Origin of the sequence: Vibrio sp. V04_P4A5T148, from assembly GCF_963875605.1 — a bacterium.
GTDB lineage: Bacteria > Pseudomonadota > Gammaproteobacteria > Enterobacterales > Vibrionaceae > Vibrio > Vibrio anguillarum.
Window position 1 is genome coordinate 97,502 of sequence record NZ_CAWNMS010000091.1, and the last position, 19,205, is coordinate 116,706.

Consider the following 19,205-nt stretch of genomic DNA (forward strand, 5'->3'; position numbering starts at 1 on the left):
CCTATTGTTGAGTCAGGGTTAGATTATAAGAATTCGTCTGCACCGCCAGACAGCATAATTTCGCCACTGTCGGCCATACGACGTGCAATCGCCAGAATCTCTTTTTGCGCCGCTTCGACATCTGATACTTTAATCGGAGGCATGGCTTCCAGATCATCTTTCATCATCTCAGCTGCACGTTTTGACATGTTTTTGAAGATCTTCTCGCGCAATGCGTCATCAGCACCTTTCAGTGCTTTTTGCAGTACATCTTGCGGTACATCACGCAGCAATTTTTGAATACCTTGGTCGTCCACTTCGACTAAGTTCTCGAACACGAACATCAGATCTTGGATCTGCGTTGCCATGTCTTCATCTTGCTCACGCATCTGATCCATGAGGATGCCTTCGATATTGTTATCAAGGTAGTTCATGATATCAGCCGCGGCTTTCAAGCCACCAATTTTCGCCGCTTGCGCGCCCGCTTGACCAGCAAATTGTTTCTCCATGATTTCATTCAACTCAGCCAATGCCGAAGGTTGTACTTCTTCAAGGTTGGCAATGCGCATTAATAAGTCTAAACGGTCACGTTCAGCAAACTGTGCCAAAATTTCAGCCGATTGATCCGGTTCTAAATACGATAAAACAATGGTTTGGATTTGTGGGTGTTCATTAACAATGATGCTCGCCACTTGTCGTGGGTCCATCCATTTCAATGAATCCAACCCTTTTGAACCCGTGCCAAGCAAAATTTGATCGACCAAGTTATTGGCTTTATCGGCACCTAATGCAGCGATAAGCGCGTTACGCATAAAGTCTTCGCTGCCCATACCGATATTGGTGTATTTCTGAATATCTTCGAGGAAAGCACGATGCACCGCGCCGACTTTCTCTTGGCTAAGCTCTTTCGCTTTCGCCATCGCGCTACCGACTCGTTGTACCTGTTTAGGTTCAAGATGGCGGATGATGCCAGCGGCGTCCTCTTCGTTTAAGCTTAACAACAAAATAGCCGCTTTTTCATCACCAGAAATTGTTGAAATATCAACCGATGATTCTGTCACTTCTGTTCCACTCTTATTTTTATTATCAGGCATTTTGCATCCAATTCTTTACTACTTGAGCCGCAAGTTCAGGCTCATTGGCCACTAGAGCACGCACCGCTTTCAGTACATCCTCATCCTTGTGTAAGTTTGGCAAATCAATACCGGAACCAAACTCAAAGAGATCACCGCCGTCAATACCACTGCCAATTAAACTGGTTTCACCATCAGCACCAATCGGTAAACCATCAGGTCCGTACATTGGGTCATCATCATCCGCAGCAGGGTTGAGCAGTTTTTTCAGCGCAGGGCGAACCAGCACCAGCACCACAACCACAATAACCAAGGCACTAGCAAACCAGCGTACCCAATCATTGAAGTTTGGATGCTCCCAAATAGGGACATCAACCATTGATTCAACTTCAGGCACGGCAAATTGCATGCTCAAGACATTCAACAAATCGCCACGGTTTTCATCAAAGCCAACCGTCCCAATCAATACTTGTCGCACGGCGCTAATTTCACTTTCGCTCAGGGGAGTATAGGTGACTTCGCCAGTCTCTGGGTTAACCGATGGTCGGTTTTTAATCGCCACCGCAACGGTTTGACGATTCACCACACCCGATTGTTTGCGTTCATGACTGATGGTGGTATCGAGTTCAAAATTGCGCGTGGCTTCTTTATGGACCGAACCTTGCCCAAGTACCGAGCCATCTTTCATCTGCGCGACGTCTTGTGGGATCGAAGCATCCGCAGGTGGCTGATTACTTAATGCACCTGGAACGCCAGCCACCACATTGCCGTTGTTATAGTCTTCAAGCGTATATTCGCTGCGTGTCGCTGGCGTATTCGGGTCAAAGCGTTTACGCGTTTGTTCAATGGCACTGAAATCCAGTTGGATATCCACTTGGGCGGTGTAATTACCAAAACCTAGAATAGGGATTAATACCGAATCAATTTTGTCACGCAGCGCCTCTTCTTGCTTGCGTTCAAGTTCTTGTTCTTTACGGCGGGCTGACGACACAGGATCTTGAGAGCCTGAGCTGAGCAGCCGACCATGTTGATCAGTCACGGTAATTCGATTGGGTTTCATCCCTGGCACGGCACTGGCGACCATATCGACAATAGAGTCGACCTCTTCTTGTTTGAGGTTAGCGCCAGTTCGCAAGGTAAGAAATACGGAGGCAGAAGCATCTTGGTTATGACGAACAAATACGCTTTGCTTAGGCAGTGCCAATAACACACGAGCTTTGTTGACGAGCTTCATCTCTTCAATCGCTTTGGCAAGCTGACGTTCACGGCTAAGTTTAAGGCGCTCTTGCTCAAGGCGCTGAGAAACACCAAAGCCCATGTCTTGCATCAAGATTTCATCGCCCGCTTGCTTGTTTTGATTTAACCCTGCACGGACGAGGTTGAGTTTTAAGCTGTTGTATTCACTGGATGGCACTAAGATAGTATTACCATCTAATTTGTAGGTCAGTTTCTGCTGATCAAGATAATCGAGGACAGGAATAAGTTCTTCGGTTTCATAAGCGCCAAGCGGGCGCATTTCAGGTTCTCGAACCCAAAAGAACAACATGACAATCAGTGCCACACAGATGGAAATAGAGAGGACTAACACCACCTGGCGCAACAAGTCCAAGTCGCCCATCGCAAAATCACTTTTGGATGAACTCTTCTCTTCAAGATCTGGGTTTTGCGTGTCCATGTCTAGATCTGAGCTCGCCATTAAAGCGTGGTCAGAACCACTGGTCACGGTAAGATCGGTTGTTTGCTTATCTTCTGCCACGGCGGCTACCTAATTTATACGGGCATATTCATGAGTTCTTTGTAGGCGTCGACAAGTTTATTCCGAACTTGAATCGTCGCTTCAAAGGCTACACTCGACTTATTACGAGCAATCATCACATCCGATAGTGAGACATTTTCATCTCCCCGATCAAAGCGGGTTTGTAAATTACCTGAGGTCTTTTGCAAACTGTTCACGTTATTAATGGCTTTGGAAAGCATGTCGCCAAAATCAGCACTCACACTTTGTCCAGTTGCCGTAGGACGAGCATTGGTTGCTTCCAACATCATTGTTTGCATTTCGCTGTTTAAACCATCAAGTCTCATTGCTACCTCTAACGCCAAATCTTTGACTGCTGTGCTGCTTCTTTCTGTGATGCAGCAATTTATATGCCATCACCCACTTTGGGGTTAATTCGGGATATCAATTCCTGCATCACGCATTTTCGCTAATTTATAACGCAGTGTCCTAGGGCTAATTCCGAGCTTGTCAGCCATCTCTTTACGGCGGCCTTGGCACTCGACTAAAGTATCCATAATAATGGTGTACTCTTGATCTCTCAGCTCATCACCCAATGCAGCGCCATTGTTATTAAACAGCTTATTCACTTCGGCTTGTGCTACAGGCTTAATCTCTGGTGTGGCAATATCGCTGCGCTCTACGACTTGTTGCAAGCTGCTAGCATCTTGCCAATCAACCCCTTCCAACAAGATATGTTCACTTGCAATGTCTCCTTGCTCGCTCAAGATCAGCGCGCGTTGCACGACGTTATCAAGTTCACGGACGTTGCCCGGCCAAGCGTAACTAAGCAACTTGTTAATGGCTTGCGGCGCGATACGAGGCACAGGTAAACCAAGTTTAGTGCAGTGACGCTCTACAAGGTGGTGAGCCAGCGGTTCAATATCCCCTTTGCGGTCACGTAGCGCTGGCCATGAGATTGGAAAGACGTTGAGGCGATAATATAAATCATCACGGAAATTGCCTTCCTGCACATACTGCTTTAGGTCGCGGTTGCTGGTCGCCAATACGCGGACATCAAGCTTAATGCTTTTACGCCCCCCCAAGCGTTCCACTTCACGCTCTTGGAGTACGCGCAGCAGTTTTGCTTGTAGGTTCAGATCCATCTCGCTGATCTCATCGAGTAAAATGGTCCCACCTTGTGCTTGTTCAAATTTGCCCGGACAAGCTTGTACCGCTCCTGTAAATGCCCCTTTTTCATAACCAAATAAGGTGGCTTCGAGCATGTTGTCTGGAATGGCGGCACAGTTGATCGCCACAAATGGCCCATCTTTACGCGGAGATGAGTTATGAATGTAGCGAGACATGACCTCTTTTCCTGAGCCGCTTGGGCCCAAAATCATGACGTTAGCATCGGTTTTTGCCACTTTGTCGGCAAGTGACAATAAGCGCAGGCTTTTCTCATCGGCAACAACCGCATCACCATTATCATCCGATTTCACTGGCGCGTAACGGCTAACCATGTTGAGTAGCACTTCGGGGGCAAAGGGTTTTGCCATGTAATCAATGGCGCCCTCTTTCATCGCCGAGACCGCATCTTCAATATTGGCGTACGCCGTCATCAGCAACACGGGTAAATTGGGCCAGTGCTGTTTGATGTTGCGCAGCAGTGCAAGGCCACCCATGCCAGCCATTTGAACGTCAGAGACAACAATATCAACAGGATGTGCTTTGAGTTTAATCAGTGCATCTTCGGCGCAATCAGCTTCCAGCCATTCATAACCGGCCAGCGCCAAAGTATCGACCAACGCTTCGCGTAGACCTTCATCATCTTCAACGATTAAGACTTTGCTTTGAGCCATCATCCTTCTCCAGTCTCTGTTGGTGAAGAAGGGGCATGACGCTCGAGTGGAATGCACATAGTAAAGCAAGCACCCTCCCCTTCTTCTGAAATTAATTCCAATCGCCCATCATGGGCGCGGCAGACCATTTGTACCACCGCTAACCCTAACCCCGTTCCTTGTGAGCGAGTGGTAAAAAACGGTTCCATAATTTTACTTTGCAGCGCAGCAGGGACTCCCGGGCCACTGTCTTGTACCGAGATTTTCAGCTCACCATTTACCGGGCGAAAAAAGACATCAATTTGCGACGCCTTACCCGCAATTTGTATTGCGTTCATCACTAAGTTACTCAGTGCAGAGGCAATGGCATTTGCATTGCCTAACACCACTGTCCCTTCTTGTTCCACTTCCTGATGATAATCAATTGCGCTATTTTTTAATGCCGTTTCCACCATGGGAACAAATTCGCTGACCAAGTCTGTCACTGTAAACGGCTGAATGACTTTATTGTCACCACCTTTGGCAAACAACAACATATCATTGACTTGTTTTTCAAGATCATGAAGCCTATCCATCAGCTTAGACTGAAAACGCTCTCTTGTAGCGTTTGGCAAGTTAGGCGCACCTAAATTTGAGGCATAGAGCATGGCACTGGATAACGGTGTGCGAACTTGGTGTGCCAAAGACGCCACCATTCGACCGAGTGAGGATAAGCGCTGTAAATCACTGATGCGTGATTGAAGTAACCGAGTTTCGGTTAAATCGGTGATTAATATCAATTGGCCTGTTGCTGATGCTGAAATGGCTAATCTAACTTTACGACCATTGCGCAGCGAGATTTCATGCCCATCATCTTCTCTCGGCGCAAAAGCACTTTGAATGACGGAATACCATTTTTCACCCGCCAATGGGACTTGCAATAACCGCTGAGCTTCAGGGTTAGCTTCTCTGACTACGCCTTGAGTATCGAGCAAAATGACGCCAGCAGGCATCACATCAAGAACCTGTTTATAGCGCTCAACTTGATCCTCTACAGAATCTAAGTGAGATTGATTAATGGGTGTGTCAGGAGACTGCATGTCGAAATTCTACCTATAAAACAACAATAGCCTAACATGCAAAATACATGCCAGGCTATTTTTCTTTAAAATCAAAGAATTAATCCATTGCCAATATATTGACTAAACTTTACCCATGCTGTTTTTGAATCACCGTTGCATATTGTATTTACGCATTTTTTCAACCAAGGTCGTACGGCGCATACCCAGCATATCAGCGGCACGTGCTACCACTCCGCCTTGAGCTTCAAGGGCTTGGTTGATCATATTGACTTCCAAGTCCGCCAATAGCTCTTTCAAGTTCACGCCTTCAGGAGGCAATGACTGCGGTGCGTTGAGATTTTCGTGCATCTCTTCGACGTCTTCAAAACTGAAGTTTTCAGAGAAAATACCCGCAAGCACATCACGTTCTTGGTCTTCAACAGAGCCATAGGAGCTGTGCTCTGGTTGGAATTCTGGAATATCACTATAGCGGTATTTAGTTGGTAAATGATTGACGTCGACAAGACTATTTGGATAGAGAATGATCATCCGCTCAACTAAATTCGCTAGCTCACGAACATTGCCCGGCCAATTGTGTTCCATTAACGAATTGACTGCTCGCGGGGTAAAACAAAATGGCTGTCCACCTTCCGCTTCCATACGTGTCATGAGTTCTTGTAACAGCAATGGGATGTCGTCTTTGCGATCTTTTAGCGCTGGCATTTCAATTGGGAACACATTGAGTCGATAGTAAAGATCTTCACGAAATGATTCATCATCAATCATGTTTTCTAAATTGCGGTGAGTCGCTGACACCACACGCACATTCACTTTAATGGTGGTGTTACCGCCCACACGTTCAAAGCAGCGCTCTTGTAACACACGCAACAACTTTACCTGCATCGACATCGGCATATCACCGATCTCATCGAGAAATAAAGTACCGCCTTCGGCAAGCTCAAAACGACCTTTACGCGCGGTTATCGCTCCGGTAAACGCCCCTTTTTCATGACCAAATAATTCACTTTCAAGTAAATCAGCCGGAATCGCACCACAGTTAATCGGCACAAACGGACCGTTGCGGCGTGCAGAATGATAATGGATGTTACGCGCAACCACTTCTTTGCCCGTTCCAGATTCACCTAAGATCAACACATTGGCTTCTGTGCCTGAGACTTGCTCGATCAAATGGCGAACTTCTTGGATACCATGACTTTGGCCTACAAGGCTACGAAATAAGGTATTCTTACGCGATGTAGAGGGAACTTGCACGCCTTTGCGTCCTAAAAATTCTTTGCAATGTCGTAATGCGTCACTCAGTTGAGGGTAATTAAGAGGTGACTCAAGTTCACCGACGTATTGAGTAAATTCTTCCAATGAATATGGCTGCTTGTTTGCCATTAGAAGTGGAATATAATTGGCCTTAGTCAACCACTGAGCTATCTCATCAGTTAACTGCTCACTTTTTAGCGATCCAATAATGCAGCCCCCCCACAATCTTGAACAATCAATATCCTTGATTTGGGATGACTCGATCGCCTCGCAGTGCTCTCCAACAAATTCTAAAATGTTACTTAGATTGAGACGGATCTGCGGATCGTCTTCTATCACAAGCAGTTTTGCTAAACCTTGCATAGGTGAGAATATTTGCCTTAAATCAGAGAAATTGTGGCCGCACTTCTGAAAATCGTTATTCAGTTTTGTTTTTCTATAATCACTTGATTAAACGATAGACAATTTGTGGAATTCAGCAACAAAAAAAGCCATTAGGCTAGTAATGGCTTCTATTCTATGGAATAAAAAAAATAAGGCAACCAAGCAATGAGCTGGTGTGACATCAGTTAAAACTTTAAAAAATAAGTGCCTAAAGTTTTATAAATAACTTATATGCCCACTTCGCTTGCCGTCAGATTGTGGTATTCAGGAGGGATTTGATCCCATGCTGATTTAATTTCTCGAATGATGTCGATCACATCATCCAGTGGTTGCGGGTCATTTTGATGATTCGCTTCGGTGATCTGAGTGATCATAAATTCATAAAGCTGATCTAAATTTTTTGCAATATCCCCGCCATCACTCATCGATAAGCAACTGCGTAAGCTAATAATGATATCCAATGCTTTACCAAGGCGTTCACCCTTACTTGGAATATTCCCCTGTAGCATTGCTGCTTTTGCTTGAATAAGGCGTTCAATGGCACCCGCCATCAACATTTGTACGACTTTATGCGGCGAGGCCGCACTGAGCTGGCTATCCACTGATACCTTTTTGTATGCCTGTAAAGAACCGCGCATAGTCTTCCTCTTATAAAAACTTTTTGTATTGCTGAACGGATTTATTACCGTGTCGGTATTTTTGGAGCGTTCTACCGATCTCGACCGTTTTTGACTGCATCAGTTCAACAAGATGTTTAGTTTCATCAATAGCCTCTCGCCATTGGCTCGACATTGCAAACTGTGGATTTTCTGACGCATGCGTCAGTAAGTTTTGCAATATCCGTTCCCTTTTATCGACAAGATGATTGATTTCTTCAGTATTAATTTCATCAATGACAAGCATTGCTCTTATTTGGTGATCTAGATCACTTAAAAGGTCGAGTTGCTGTTCCATATCAGCCGCCTAACGCATTCATCATACCAGCTAATTGGTTCTGCATTTTACTGGTCGCGTCTTGCATTGCTGAAAACTTAGAATGCGTTCGCTTCTCCAAACTGTCCATGCGGCGATCAAGTGCCGCTTGGTCGTCCGCCACACGGTAGTTGCGTTCTACTAAGCTTTTTTCGCGTGTGCGAATCGACCCTGTCACCCCCGTCATGCTCTGAATAGCATCTTCAACCCGTTTGGCAAATCCTTGGTTTCCACCAAAGAACTCACCTAGCTTATTAAAGTTGTTATTGAGTTGGCGATCTAGCATGTCGTAGTTAATTTCAAGTGTCCCTTGTCGTGTGGTGGTAATACCAAACTCAATCAGACTTTTGATCTCTTCTGGAGCCTGCTCAATTCTAGTCGAAAAAACACTACGTAGGCGGGAGTCTGCACTGCGTACAATACTGTCACCCGCCAGTGGCCCAGCTTGGCCAGTCCGAGGGTCAACGCCTCCAAGTTCTTTAGAGACCTGATAAAACTGATTATACGCCGCGACAAATTGTTCAATATCATCGCGCACGGTTTTGCGGTCATATTCGATGCCAATTTCAGCCGGTGGTTTGCCTTTGGCCGTTTGCCCTTTAAGGGTCAAATCAACCCCTTCAATCGCATCTTCAATCACGTTGTTGTTGCTAGAAAGGGTCGCCACACCGTCCAAAACCACCACGGAATCTTGGCCTGCTTGTACTTGAGTCATACCTTGATAGGCGTCAAACGATGCTTGTGCCGCTCTAAGCTCAGCATCTGCTTTGTCCACTTTATCTAAATACTCACGCTCTTGCGGGTCAAGCTTTTCACGCTCTTTCTGCTTGGCTTGCTCTGGCGTCAGTTCACCACTACGCACCGCCGCCGCAACCGCGGCTTTTTCAGCTGCTAATTGCTGTTCAAGCTTGGCTTGCGCTTCTTTGGGGGTTACATAGGAGTCAACCAAAGTACCAGAAGCAGTATTAGTCCAACCGGGCACATCTGGCGCTTTTTCTAACGCGGTCGCATCAAGCTCTGGCTCAGGTTCATAGTAGGAATCGAGCAAGGTGCCAGAGGCGGTTTCAGTCCACCCTGGAATACGATCTTGCGGTTTCAGATATTTATTGGCAGCAACACCGGCGGCGGCAGCAGCTTTGACGGCGGCGTCGGTTAATTCACCGGCAGCATTAGCAACTTTACCGTCGGCAGCTACTTGCCCGGCGACTTCTTGAACACCACTCGCCATACTTTGGTCAACTTCGCGTGCCGCCGCACCTATTTTCTCGGCGACTTTTGCAGCGATAGCTTGTTGAGCTGGCGTGAGTGGTGCAATGATTTGTTGCGCCGCAGCGCGTGCTTTTTCTAAATCTTTAACGCGCTCTTCCAGCGTTTTGTACTCTAGATTTTTGAGCGGATTTCCGGCATCAGACTGAGCATTAATTTTAATGTCATGATCTTTTCCAGATAGATTAGAGGCCACAATCAAACGTGGCCCTTCAACATCATTGATTACCGAAGCACGAACTCCGGGATTGGTTTTAGTGCTGTTGATACCGCGAACGATATCAATCAATTTTGAATTGGCTTGGACATCAACATCAAACTTCTGATCACCAAGTGAAATCTGCAGCTTACCAGGACCAAACTTTGCCTCTTTCTCTAAAACATCCGAGGCAACTTTATGGCTCTGTGCAAGCTGCAACACATCGATAGCATATTTACCTGCTATTGCGTCAGTGGTGGCTGTCGCGGAGACGACGTTTTCATCAGTAGTATCGACTTTTCGCAAAGCGAAAGCCTTCTCCTGACGAAAATTCGTCATAAGATTTTTCATCGTATCCAGCGACTCTTTGAGCCGGCCGTAGGCACTGATACTGGCATCAATTTGGCCAAGCTCATTATCAATACGTTGCTGCTTAGGAACGCGCTCTGCATTGACAATTTTGCTGACCAAGGAATTGATATCCATGCCAGTATTCATACCCATCGGGCCTAAGCTCATTAAATCACCTCAAAAACTACGATTACACCTTAGCAACCAATAAACCTGTACTGTGGTCTTTTTGTCTGGCAAGGCGTCGCAAAACCTCTAGCATTTCCTCGTTCGGGATCTGACGAATAATGTCACCAGTACTGGCTTCATAAATCGTCACAACATCCCGTCCTGATTCTTCATCGACTCTAAACGCTAAGTCTTTGTTGATAGATGAGATAAATTCATTCATCTGCTCTACCATCTTGGCTCTTTCCGATTTGTTGATCTGCTCTCGTTGCTGTGCAAGCTCGATTGCCGCTTCAACGCTTTGGTTTTGCCTATTTCTTAACTGTTCAGTACGATTCACCTCATTTTGTTTCGAGGAAGCGCGTGTCGCGCCATCGTTTTCTGAAGCAAATTTAATGCCACTTTGCGAGCCGTAAGGCTGGATGTTCGATGTGTAGGATGGTATTTCCATAACAATCTCCCTTCCACCTCATAGGTTGGCAGTGAAAACACTGCTTTCCCCACAAAGCTCCATTCGCCTATCGGTTAACCCAATAGACTAAGAGCTGCAGATGGTGACTGCTTCGCCTGTGCCAAAACTGACGTACTCGCTTGCTGCAAAATCTGCGACTTCGTCATTTGGGTTGTTTCACGGGCATAATCAGTATCCTTAATTCGACTACGAGAAGCGTTGACGTTCTCGTTGATGTTATCAAGGTTACTGATGGCATGACCGAAACGGTTCTGGAATGCACCTAACGAGGCACGTTGGCTATCAACGGCCTTTAGTGCACCATCAATCAAAGCTACAGCTTCCTGAGAGCCGCCAACCGTTGTGACATTGATGTCTTTGACGGTTACGTCTTTACCTGCAGCAAAACCAATTTCAGTACCCAGTCCACCACCAATAGTGACATCGCTTGAGACTTTTTGATTGGCGGCAAACAGTTGCAGTTTACCTTCATCACCGACTGAAGCTTTGATGTCACCATTTTGACCATTAATGTAAGTAGCGACTTCTTCTAAATCATCACCCGCTTTAGCGTTAATGGTGACTTCGCGAGCTTCTCCTTGTTTATCAGTATAGCTCAGAGTCAGATCCGTCGCATTGGTGACTGACCAGTCAGGCGCTTTGCCATTTGTCGCGACATAGCTCTTACCGCCCATCGCTTTTGTGTCAGAACGCATGTCGCTCATGGAAAGCATCACAGCTTCACCAGAATCGGCACCAATTTGGAAAGATTTATTACCAAACGAACCATTTAGCAGTTTATTACCACCAAACGAGGTTGTTTCAGCAATACGGTTTAATTCATCATTGAGTGCTGAGACTTCCTCTTGGATCGCTTGGCGTTCTGAACTTGAGTTAGAACCGTTTGCTGATTGCAAAGAAAGATCTCGCATACGTTGCAAGATATTGGTGGTTTCATTCATTGCACCCTCTGCGGTTTGTGCAATGGAAATACCATCATTTGCGTTTCTTACCGCCATATCTAAGCCACGGCTTTGTGACGTTAAACGGTTTGAGATTTGTAGACCCGCTGCATCATCACGCGCGCTATTGATTTTATAGCCCGATGACAGACGCTCCATCGATTTCTGCGTACCATCAGCGGCGTTATTTAAATAACGCTGTGCGGTCATTGCAGACACGTTAGTGCTTACATTAATTGCCATATTGATCTCCTTAGGCATTGTGTTGATGTACTTCCGTGTCTCTCACCTCACGTCGGTACACCTCATTTCTCTCGTATCCTTTAACGGCGAAAGATTTATATCCTTTAGAAAAAAATAAGCCTTTTTTTAAAATTTATGCAGCGAGCATGAGAAATGTGATTAGCGTCAAAAAATAAGAAGGATAATGCTGCATCGACTAACACTTTTTCCACTTTGCCACTAAGCAAAAAAATCCAGCCGAGGCTGGATTTTCATTAAGGGTAGCTATTGGGCTCTTTTAGCCAAGTAAGCTAAGTGCCGCTTGTGGCGCTTGTTTTGCTTGAGCCAGCACTGAGCTCGATGCTTGAGAAAGAATTTGCGACTTAGTAAGCGCTGTTGTTTCTTTGGCAAAGTCAGTATCTTTAATACGACTCTTAGAAGCACTCACATTTTCGTTAATGTTATCTAAGTTGCTGATTGCATGGCTAAAGCGATTTTGGAATGCACCTAATTGTGCACGGTGGCTATCTACAAATTGCAGTGCAGCATCAACAATGGCAACCGATTCTTGAGCGCCACCCACAGAGGTCACATCAATGACATCTACGGTAACTGCTTGACCAGCTTGCATGCCGAGCTCACCAGCAAGACCGCCTGCGAATGTTACAGGGCCTTCTACTTTATTACTGCCAGCGAAGACTTGTAGTTTTCCTTCATCATCAACTGATGCTTTCACCATATCAGTTTGGCCGTTGATGTAAGTCGCCAACTCTTCAATATCATCGCCTTCTTTAGCTGAGATATTGATAGTCTGATCTGTACCTGAAGTATCTTTCAGTGTGATTTGTAGATCGTTGCTGCCAGCTTGAACTGACCAATCTTTATCTTTGCCGTTCGCCGCTTGGTAGCTTGTGCCGCCCATCATAGCATTGTCACTACGCATGTTGTTTAGGCTAAGCATGACGGCTTCACCGTTATCCGCACCGATTTGGAATGACTTAGTTTCAAAAGTACCGTTAAGTAATTTGTTACCACCAAATGATGTGGTTTCTGCGATACGGTTTAACTCGTCATTCAGAGCGGTGACTTCTTCTTGAATCGCTACACGGTCTGCTTTTGAGTTTGAGCCGTTAGCTGATTGTAGTGACAAGTCACGCATACGTTGCAAAATGTTGGTCGTTTCATTCATCGCACCCTCAGCGGTTTGTGCAATAGAAATACCGTCATTCGCATTACGTACTGCTACGTCAAGACCGCGGCTCTGAACATTCAAACGGTTAGAGATTTGTAGGCCTGCCGCATCATCTTTTGCGCTGTTGATTTTAAAGCCAGAAGATAGGCGTTCCATTGATGTTTGTTGTGCATTGCTAGCGCCGTTTAGGTAACGCTGTGCTGTCATCGCTGATACGTTGGTATTTACATTAACTGCCATGGTGATTACTCCAATTGATTTTCCGATGTTTCCGGTTTCCGACGTCTCGGAAAACCAAATAGTTCTCTCAAAGTTACTTTTTATAACGGCGGTATTTTCCAAAGCTTGAGGATTTTTTTTCGATTTTCTTAAAAAAAATGTGTTTAGTGTAAAAAACAGGACAAGAGGTCAAAAACCCATCAAAAAGGTAATAATTTCGCTAAAGATTTGTTGATAAAAGTCGATAATTGTTGATTTTTATCGCTAGCGAAGTAAGGCCAATGCTAGGTTTGGCTGTTTTTTGGCTTGCGCAAGAATAGAGGTACTGACTTGTTGTAGAATTTGCTGTTTTACCATTTGGGTGGTCTCTTTCGCATAGTCAGTATCTTTAATTCGACTGTTTGAAGAAGCGAGGTTTTCATGTACGTTGTCGAGGTTGTTGATGGCGTGGTTAAAACGGTTTTGCAACGCGCCTAACTCAGAGCGATGGCTATCAACGTACTGCATTGCGGTATCAATGACGGCAACCGCCCGCTGCGCACCACCGACTTCGGTAATATCAAGAGTGTCTACTGCTTCATATCCCGTCACATTCATTTGCAACTGATTGGCTAAGCTACCTTTAAAATCAATAGTCCCAGAGGTTTCTTTACCCGCCATGAACAGCTGTAGCTGTCCTTTGTCGTTGACTGACGCCGATACTTTATCGGTTTGCCCATTGATGTAGGTTGCCAACTCTTCAATATCGTCCCCTACTTTTGCTTGGATTTGAATGTTGTGCTGTTTTCCCTTGGCATCGGTATAACTCATGGTGAGCTGCCGATTATCTTGTGTCACCCGCCACTGGCTATCCGCCATGCCTGCCGCAACATAGCTAAAGCCCCCCATATCCAAACTGTCTGAACGCATATTTTTTAACGAAACTTGCACTGCTTCGCCAGAGCTCGCCCCTATCTGAAATGAGGATTGACCAAACGAACCGTTCAGTAACTTACGACCACCAAAAGAGGTGGTTTCAGCAATTCGGTTTAATTCATCGTTCAAGGCGCTCATTTCTTCCTGTAAAGCTTGCCTATCCGCTTTACTGTTCGCGCCATTCGCCGACTGCAAAGAGAGATCTCGCATACGCTGAAGCAGGCTGGTGGTCTCTTGCATTGCACCTTCAGCAGTCTGCATAATTGAAATGCCATCATTAGCATTGCGTACAGCGACATCTAAACCCCTCATTTGCGACTCAAGGCGATTCGAAATTTGTAAACCCGCAGCATCATCTTTGGCACTATTAATACGCTTCCCGGAAGCAAGACGCTCCAAAGATTGATTCAACATTTCGCTTGCTGAGCCTAAGTGACGCTGCGCAATCAAAGCGGAAACATTGGTATTAACGGTAATTGCCATAACAGACCCATGCCATAGAATGAATGATCTCTTTATCGGACAGTAGACGCTTTTCTTTACATAAAATGCTTAAAAAAGAAAAACCGAGCACAAGGCTCGGTCCGATAGTAGGTCAGTATTGAAACTTACTTTAGTTCAAGATGTTGCAGCATCTCAGCTGAAGGGGCAAAAAAGTACGCGCCCGTCACGGCTTTGGTAAAGCGCAGCAGTTGGTCTGTTTTACCATCCGCCACACCATACATACTTTCCAACATCACTTTAAAGTTATGCAGCGTATGGCAATAAGCAATGAATAGTAAACCGTGCTCACCACTCACCGTACCGTAAGGTAAGCTATGACGAACAATTTTTAGCCCTTTCCCCTCTTCTTTGATATCGACACGGCCAACGTGAGACGCTGCAGGTACATTATCAAGCTCAATCGAATCAGGCTTAGTGCGCCCAATCACTTTTTCTTGCGCCGCCACATTTAAGCGATTCCACGCTGGAAGGTTATGCACAAAACGCTGCAACATCACATAGCTGCCGCCAGCAAATTCACCATCAGCAATCAGTGCAACTTCTTGACGTTTTTCGGCTTTAGGGTTTTCAGTGCCATCGATAAAGTCCGTCATATCTCGCGCATCTAAGTAACGAAATGAGTAGGTTTCATCCACCATTTCAACCAACTCAGCCACAGGTTCCATCCATTTACGCAACACATAAAACAGCAAGTCATGACGCTGAGAATGGCAGTGAATCAACACATCCACCTCGGTACTTGGTGCTATGGTTTCGCCTTTACCAAGCTCAGGAAAATCAATCAGCTCTTGTGGTATGCTTTGGTTTAAACGCTGCCAAAAGGTGCGAGTAAACGCGACCGACACGGTTAATTCAGCGCCGGGTTGATGTTGATTTATCTCATTGACTAAAGCGGGCAATGCTTTCAATTGCGCTAAAACATGCGCCGGATTTTGCTTTACTTTTAAAAGGCTAAACAGTGCAAACGGACCTGCTTCAGGCAGAATCGCGGTTTGAGGTTGTGTCATAAAATATCCTCACTTACTTATTTTTGCTCAGTGTAATTCAGTTTTTTGGGGCGACCTTGATTGGGATCACGCCTTGTCTATGAGCGGGATAGAAAAACAATCACGCACACTTTTACTCTTCAGTAGATATAGACCAAACCATAACAGCACCAACAGTGTGCTTGCATTGGCCCAATTAAAAACGCCGTGCTCTAAATAGATATGATAAAGCGTTTGTATAAATTGCAAGATAACCATAAGTAACGTCAGCGGTTTTCCCATGCTGACGATGCGGTTTAGCCACGATCGTTCAGGAGCACGTAAGCTGATAAGCCACATCAGAATGATACTTGGCAACCCCATAATCAACCCCAAATAAAGCATCGAATGGTCTGGGTAAACAATGGTTAAAATCGTCGTGCCATTATCTCGGCTTGCTCCTGCCACCACGAAAACAACCCAAGCTTTTGCCAAAAATAACCAACCAAGCCAGATAAGTTTAGGGGCTTTAAGAAAACCATGTTGGTCGTATCGCTCTAACGCATAACGCATCAATACCTTCGCTCTTTTAAAAAAACGTTTTTACTTTAGCGAATCGATTTCAAATAGCTAGCCAGATCTTTTGCTCTTGACCAGTTTCTAACTTGAATGCACACAAACGACTCGGAATTGCGGGTAGGCAGGATAATCCTCAAAGATTTTCAATAAACGTTACACAGGTCTACTAAACAGTGGTATGGATGGGAAGTCAGATATCACAACCAAATCAGGTCGCTAGTTTAAAAACTATCGTAATTATTTAGCATGACATTGGTCTTGATACGCCTGCAAGAATTCCGATAGAGGCACAGGTTTTGCGAATAAAAAACCTTGTAAATAGTTAACATTATGATTTTTTAGATATTCAGCTTGCTCAGCCAGCTCAACGCCCTCAGCAACAAGATCAATTGATAAACGCTTAGCAAGTTCAATCGTATTTTCAACCAAGTGTTCAGCAATAGGATCCTTTCCTATGTTTTTAATGAATATTTGATCAATTTTTAAGTAGTCCAGATCGATTTTTTGTAAGTTTATCAGACTGGAATGGCCAGTTCCGAAGTCATCAATCGCTATCTTACAACCCAAACGTTTTATGTTACTGAAAAGTACATCTGTTGCATCCGAAAACTCAAGAACCTCTCGTTCAGTAAGCTCTAAAACAAGCACTACTTTCTCTGTATCAATATACTCAACAAAAGCCTTACATTGGTTAAAAAGATCTTGACCATTGCAATGTTGAGGCGAAATATTTATCCCTACATGAAACGGATTAGGTAAGGAGTCCTTATAATTCTTCAACTGCTTAGCTGTTTCGTTAATGAGCAATCTTGTCATTGGAATAATCAGCCCAGACTCTTCAGCTTGAGGAATAAAAAGATCCGGACGAACCACACCTTGAATAGGGTGAACCCACCTTATCAAGATTTCTATACCCATAATTTCATTGGTTGAGGCATTAACAATCGGTTGAGCATAGGGTACAAATTCTTCTTGACGAATTGCACGCTGAAGTTCCGAATCTAACGTTTTTGGGCGGTTAATAAGCCACCAATAACAAATCGAAAATGACACCTGCATAAATACAATCAAGAAAATATAGAACTTTCTCTCATTCCAAAATGCAGACCAGGATGATGGGTAACCAAATCCTGCATAAATTGTAAATGGGAAACGTTCTGATTTAATCTGTTGAACAGCAGTCAGTGCAAGCGTTGGATCAGTTGGATACATTACACCGTCCTCACCTAACCAAAACTCCCCCAACTGTAAAAATAGAGATAAAGCATGAGCAGAAGATTGAAGTAACGCTTGTTGGATGTGTAATCCGTCAATACCGCTAAGTGACACATTATCATTTTCCACATTACGAACGACAATCAGTGGATGCTGCAAGTCTACTTGACTGCCTGACATTAATAAGAGCTCACCTGAGATATAAATCTGCGGGTTATCAATAAATGATCGTTCTCCCCAAAGAGATGTACAATATATCACTCCATCATGAGCTAAATTTGTCGTTCTTACAAAAGGGCTCGTCGCTACAATTTTTCTTAATTCTACGATAATTTCATCACAACTCTCATTATGACTAACGAGAGAAAGTGTTTTCTTATTCGCTTCTTTTCCGTAATAGAGAATAGAATCAATGTTTGATGCCGCACTTACAGCGTACTCTTTTGATTTTTCTTGTAGGGAACGGAAAAAATAGTAATGAGATAACTGCAAGATAAGAAAGCAGGGGATCACTGTCAAAAAAATGAAATGAAATGACTTTAGCTGGCCTTTTGCACTCATTATTTGCTCCATATAGTTGGTAGAGTGTTATTTATTAACCTATTAATCACTCCATCCCCACAAATTATTAAAGTTACATTGTTCACTTATTAATCGCCAGCTCCTCAGTTTAACCCATCAAAGATGAAATGAGGACAACCATAAAATGCACTAATTTATTAAAAATAGTGAAAAAGGCAAAGTATCAACACCATATATCTTGATGTATGTCTCATCTCTTTTTATAAAAAACTACGAAACAAATGATAGGATTTACTACGCCTAACACTTCATGTGTTGTTAAAAATACTGAACTTCAGGACGCTTTCTCCTCAATTCAGATTAGGGAAAAAACCTATGTTTTTCACAATCTGTTGAACATTCTTAAAAGTAAAAGGTTTGGTGATCACAAAATGTTCACAAAAATTCAGATCGTCCTCGAATTGCCTAATCTGAGCCTCATTGGACAATAAAATTAATGACGACAAACCATACTTAACCAGTTGCTTATCATTAATAGCATCTAACATAGATATAATTATGCTTGTCGGATCTTTTTTTACAGAATCCAAATCGTAAATCACAAGGTCATGACTACCTGTATCCGTTCTCTGTTTTATCACATTAAGGTCATTACCACCGGAAAGTTGAATATGGGTAATATGGTTCAATGGTCTGAGCGCAGAACGCAGCAACTCTCTGATGATAGGATATTCACTAACAACTAAAATGTTCATCTTTATTCTCCACGATAATTAAAGGCCACATTGGGTCATAAAAGAAAAACAAGAGTTAGATTTGCTAAAATCCATATACATATACTTTGACACTTGTTTTTTCCGCACTTAATGAATAACAATGCCTAGAGTCAAAGCCGTGTAATTACGTTTTATAGAACATCGAGTCAAATCGATATTGAGATGGCGTTATCAACTAGATACTTCACACTCAGGACACAACCATTCTCACCGAAGCGGACACGCAAGTAAAAATATTAAAAGTTGGCAATAAAACACATTAAAAACAAAATGTTAAACAAAAAAAATAAAATAGAATAACAAATTCATATTATTGAATTTCTTTACTAAGTGGGTTCAATTGCTCAGACGTACCATAATGTATGGAGTAGATGGTTCTAACAGGTATAAATGTAAGAAAAAGTTACTCGTTTTCAGGCAATAC

At 44.0% G+C, this 19,205-nt stretch carries 17 protein-coding genes; all 17 read right to left on the reverse strand.

Translation table 11 applies throughout. The features are described from left to right. Nucleotides 1–23 precede the first annotated feature (23 nt). The 17 genes from fliG to AACT18_RS16890 all read right to left on the reverse strand — a co-directional run bounded on the left by fliG (nt 24) and on the right by AACT18_RS16890 (nt 18,760). Entirely contained in the window at nt 24–1,073 is a 1,050-nt protein-coding gene (fliG, locus tag AACT18_RS16810) for a flagellar motor switch protein FliG (protein WP_013856310.1), read from the reverse strand. Continuing rightward, the gene (gene fliF / locus AACT18_RS16815; protein ID WP_013856309.1) at nt 1,066–2,808 is read right to left on the reverse strand and encodes a flagellar basal-body MS-ring/collar protein FliF; all 1,743 of its coding nucleotides are present in this window, start codon (nt 2,806–2,808) and stop codon (nt 1,066–1,068) included. The genes fliG and fliF overlap by 8 nt, the downstream gene beginning before the upstream one ends. Before the next feature lie 14 nt (nt 2,809–2,822). Beyond that, complete coding sequence (gene fliE / locus AACT18_RS16820) at nt 2,823–3,134, reverse strand: flagellar hook-basal body complex protein FliE (RefSeq protein ID WP_026028064.1); 312 nt, start codon at nt 3,132–3,134, stop codon at nt 2,823–2,825. Between the two features lie 84 nt (nt 3,135–3,218). Continuing rightward, the gene (locus AACT18_RS16825) at nt 3,219–4,628 is read right to left on the reverse strand and encodes a sigma-54-dependent transcriptional regulator (RefSeq protein ID WP_026028065.1); all 1,410 of its coding nucleotides are present in this window, start codon (nt 4,626–4,628) and stop codon (nt 3,219–3,221) included. Beyond that, a complete protein-coding gene (locus AACT18_RS16830) occupies nt 4,628–5,686 on the reverse strand; it encodes a sensor histidine kinase (protein WP_013856306.1) in 1,059 nt (352 codons plus the stop codon). The genes AACT18_RS16825 and AACT18_RS16830 overlap by 1 nt, the downstream gene beginning before the upstream one ends. Before the next feature lie 129 nt (nt 5,687–5,815). Next, on the reverse strand, nt 5,816–7,282 hold the full coding sequence (locus AACT18_RS16835) for a sigma-54 dependent transcriptional regulator (protein ID WP_017045739.1): 1,467 nt from the start codon (nt 7,280–7,282) through the stop codon (nt 5,816–5,818). 248 nt (nt 7,283–7,530) lie between these two features. After that, the gene (gene fliS / locus AACT18_RS16840) at nt 7,531–7,941 is read right to left on the reverse strand and encodes a flagellar export chaperone FliS (protein ID WP_010318718.1); all 411 of its coding nucleotides are present in this window, start codon (nt 7,939–7,941) and stop codon (nt 7,531–7,533) included. 10 nt (nt 7,942–7,951) lie between these two features. Further along, complete coding sequence (locus AACT18_RS16845; RefSeq protein WP_013856304.1) at nt 7,952–8,257, reverse strand: flagellar protein FliT; 306 nt, start codon at nt 8,255–8,257, stop codon at nt 7,952–7,954. A gap of 1 nt (nt 8,258) precedes the next feature. Continuing rightward, on the reverse strand, nt 8,259–10,259 hold the full coding sequence (gene fliD / locus AACT18_RS16850) for a flagellar filament capping protein FliD (RefSeq protein WP_017047852.1): 2,001 nt from the start codon (nt 10,257–10,259) through the stop codon (nt 8,259–8,261). Nucleotides 10,260–10,281: 22 nt separating this feature from the next. Continuing rightward, on the reverse strand, nt 10,282–10,710 hold the full coding sequence (flaG, locus tag AACT18_RS16855; RefSeq protein WP_013856302.1) for a flagellar protein FlaG: 429 nt from the start codon (nt 10,708–10,710) through the stop codon (nt 10,282–10,284). A 74-nt stretch (nt 10,711–10,784) separates the two neighbouring features. After that, a complete protein-coding gene (locus tag AACT18_RS16860; RefSeq protein WP_026028066.1) occupies nt 10,785–11,915 on the reverse strand; it encodes a flagellin in 1,131 nt (376 codons plus the stop codon). 277 nt (nt 11,916–12,192) lie between these two features. Next, entirely contained in the window at nt 12,193–13,326 is a 1,134-nt protein-coding gene (locus AACT18_RS16865) for a flagellin (protein ID WP_013856299.1), read from the reverse strand. 243 nt (nt 13,327–13,569) lie between these two features. Continuing rightward, nucleotides 13,570–14,703, reverse strand: a complete 1,134-nt coding sequence (locus tag AACT18_RS16870) for a flagellin (protein ID WP_064625773.1) — start codon at nt 14,701–14,703, stop codon at nt 13,570–13,572. 125 nt (nt 14,704–14,828) lie between these two features. Then, a complete protein-coding gene (locus tag AACT18_RS16875; RefSeq protein WP_017048866.1) occupies nt 14,829–15,731 on the reverse strand; it encodes a Dyp-type peroxidase in 903 nt (300 codons plus the stop codon). 66 nt (nt 15,732–15,797) lie between these two features. Next, nucleotides 15,798–16,262 carry a DUF2919 domain-containing protein gene (locus AACT18_RS16880; protein ID WP_176428299.1) on the reverse strand — a complete coding sequence of 155 codons (465 nt, stop codon included), beginning with the start codon at nt 16,260–16,262 and terminating at the stop codon, nt 15,798–15,800. 243 nt (nt 16,263–16,505) lie between these two features. Next, a complete protein-coding gene (locus AACT18_RS16885) occupies nt 16,506–18,044 on the reverse strand; it encodes an EAL domain-containing protein (RefSeq protein ID WP_094144248.1) in 1,539 nt (512 codons plus the stop codon). A 311-nt stretch (nt 18,045–18,355) separates the two neighbouring features. After that, nucleotides 18,356–18,760, reverse strand: a complete 405-nt coding sequence (locus AACT18_RS16890) for a response regulator (protein WP_094129071.1) — start codon at nt 18,758–18,760, stop codon at nt 18,356–18,358. Nucleotides 18,761–19,205: the final 445 nt, after the last annotated feature.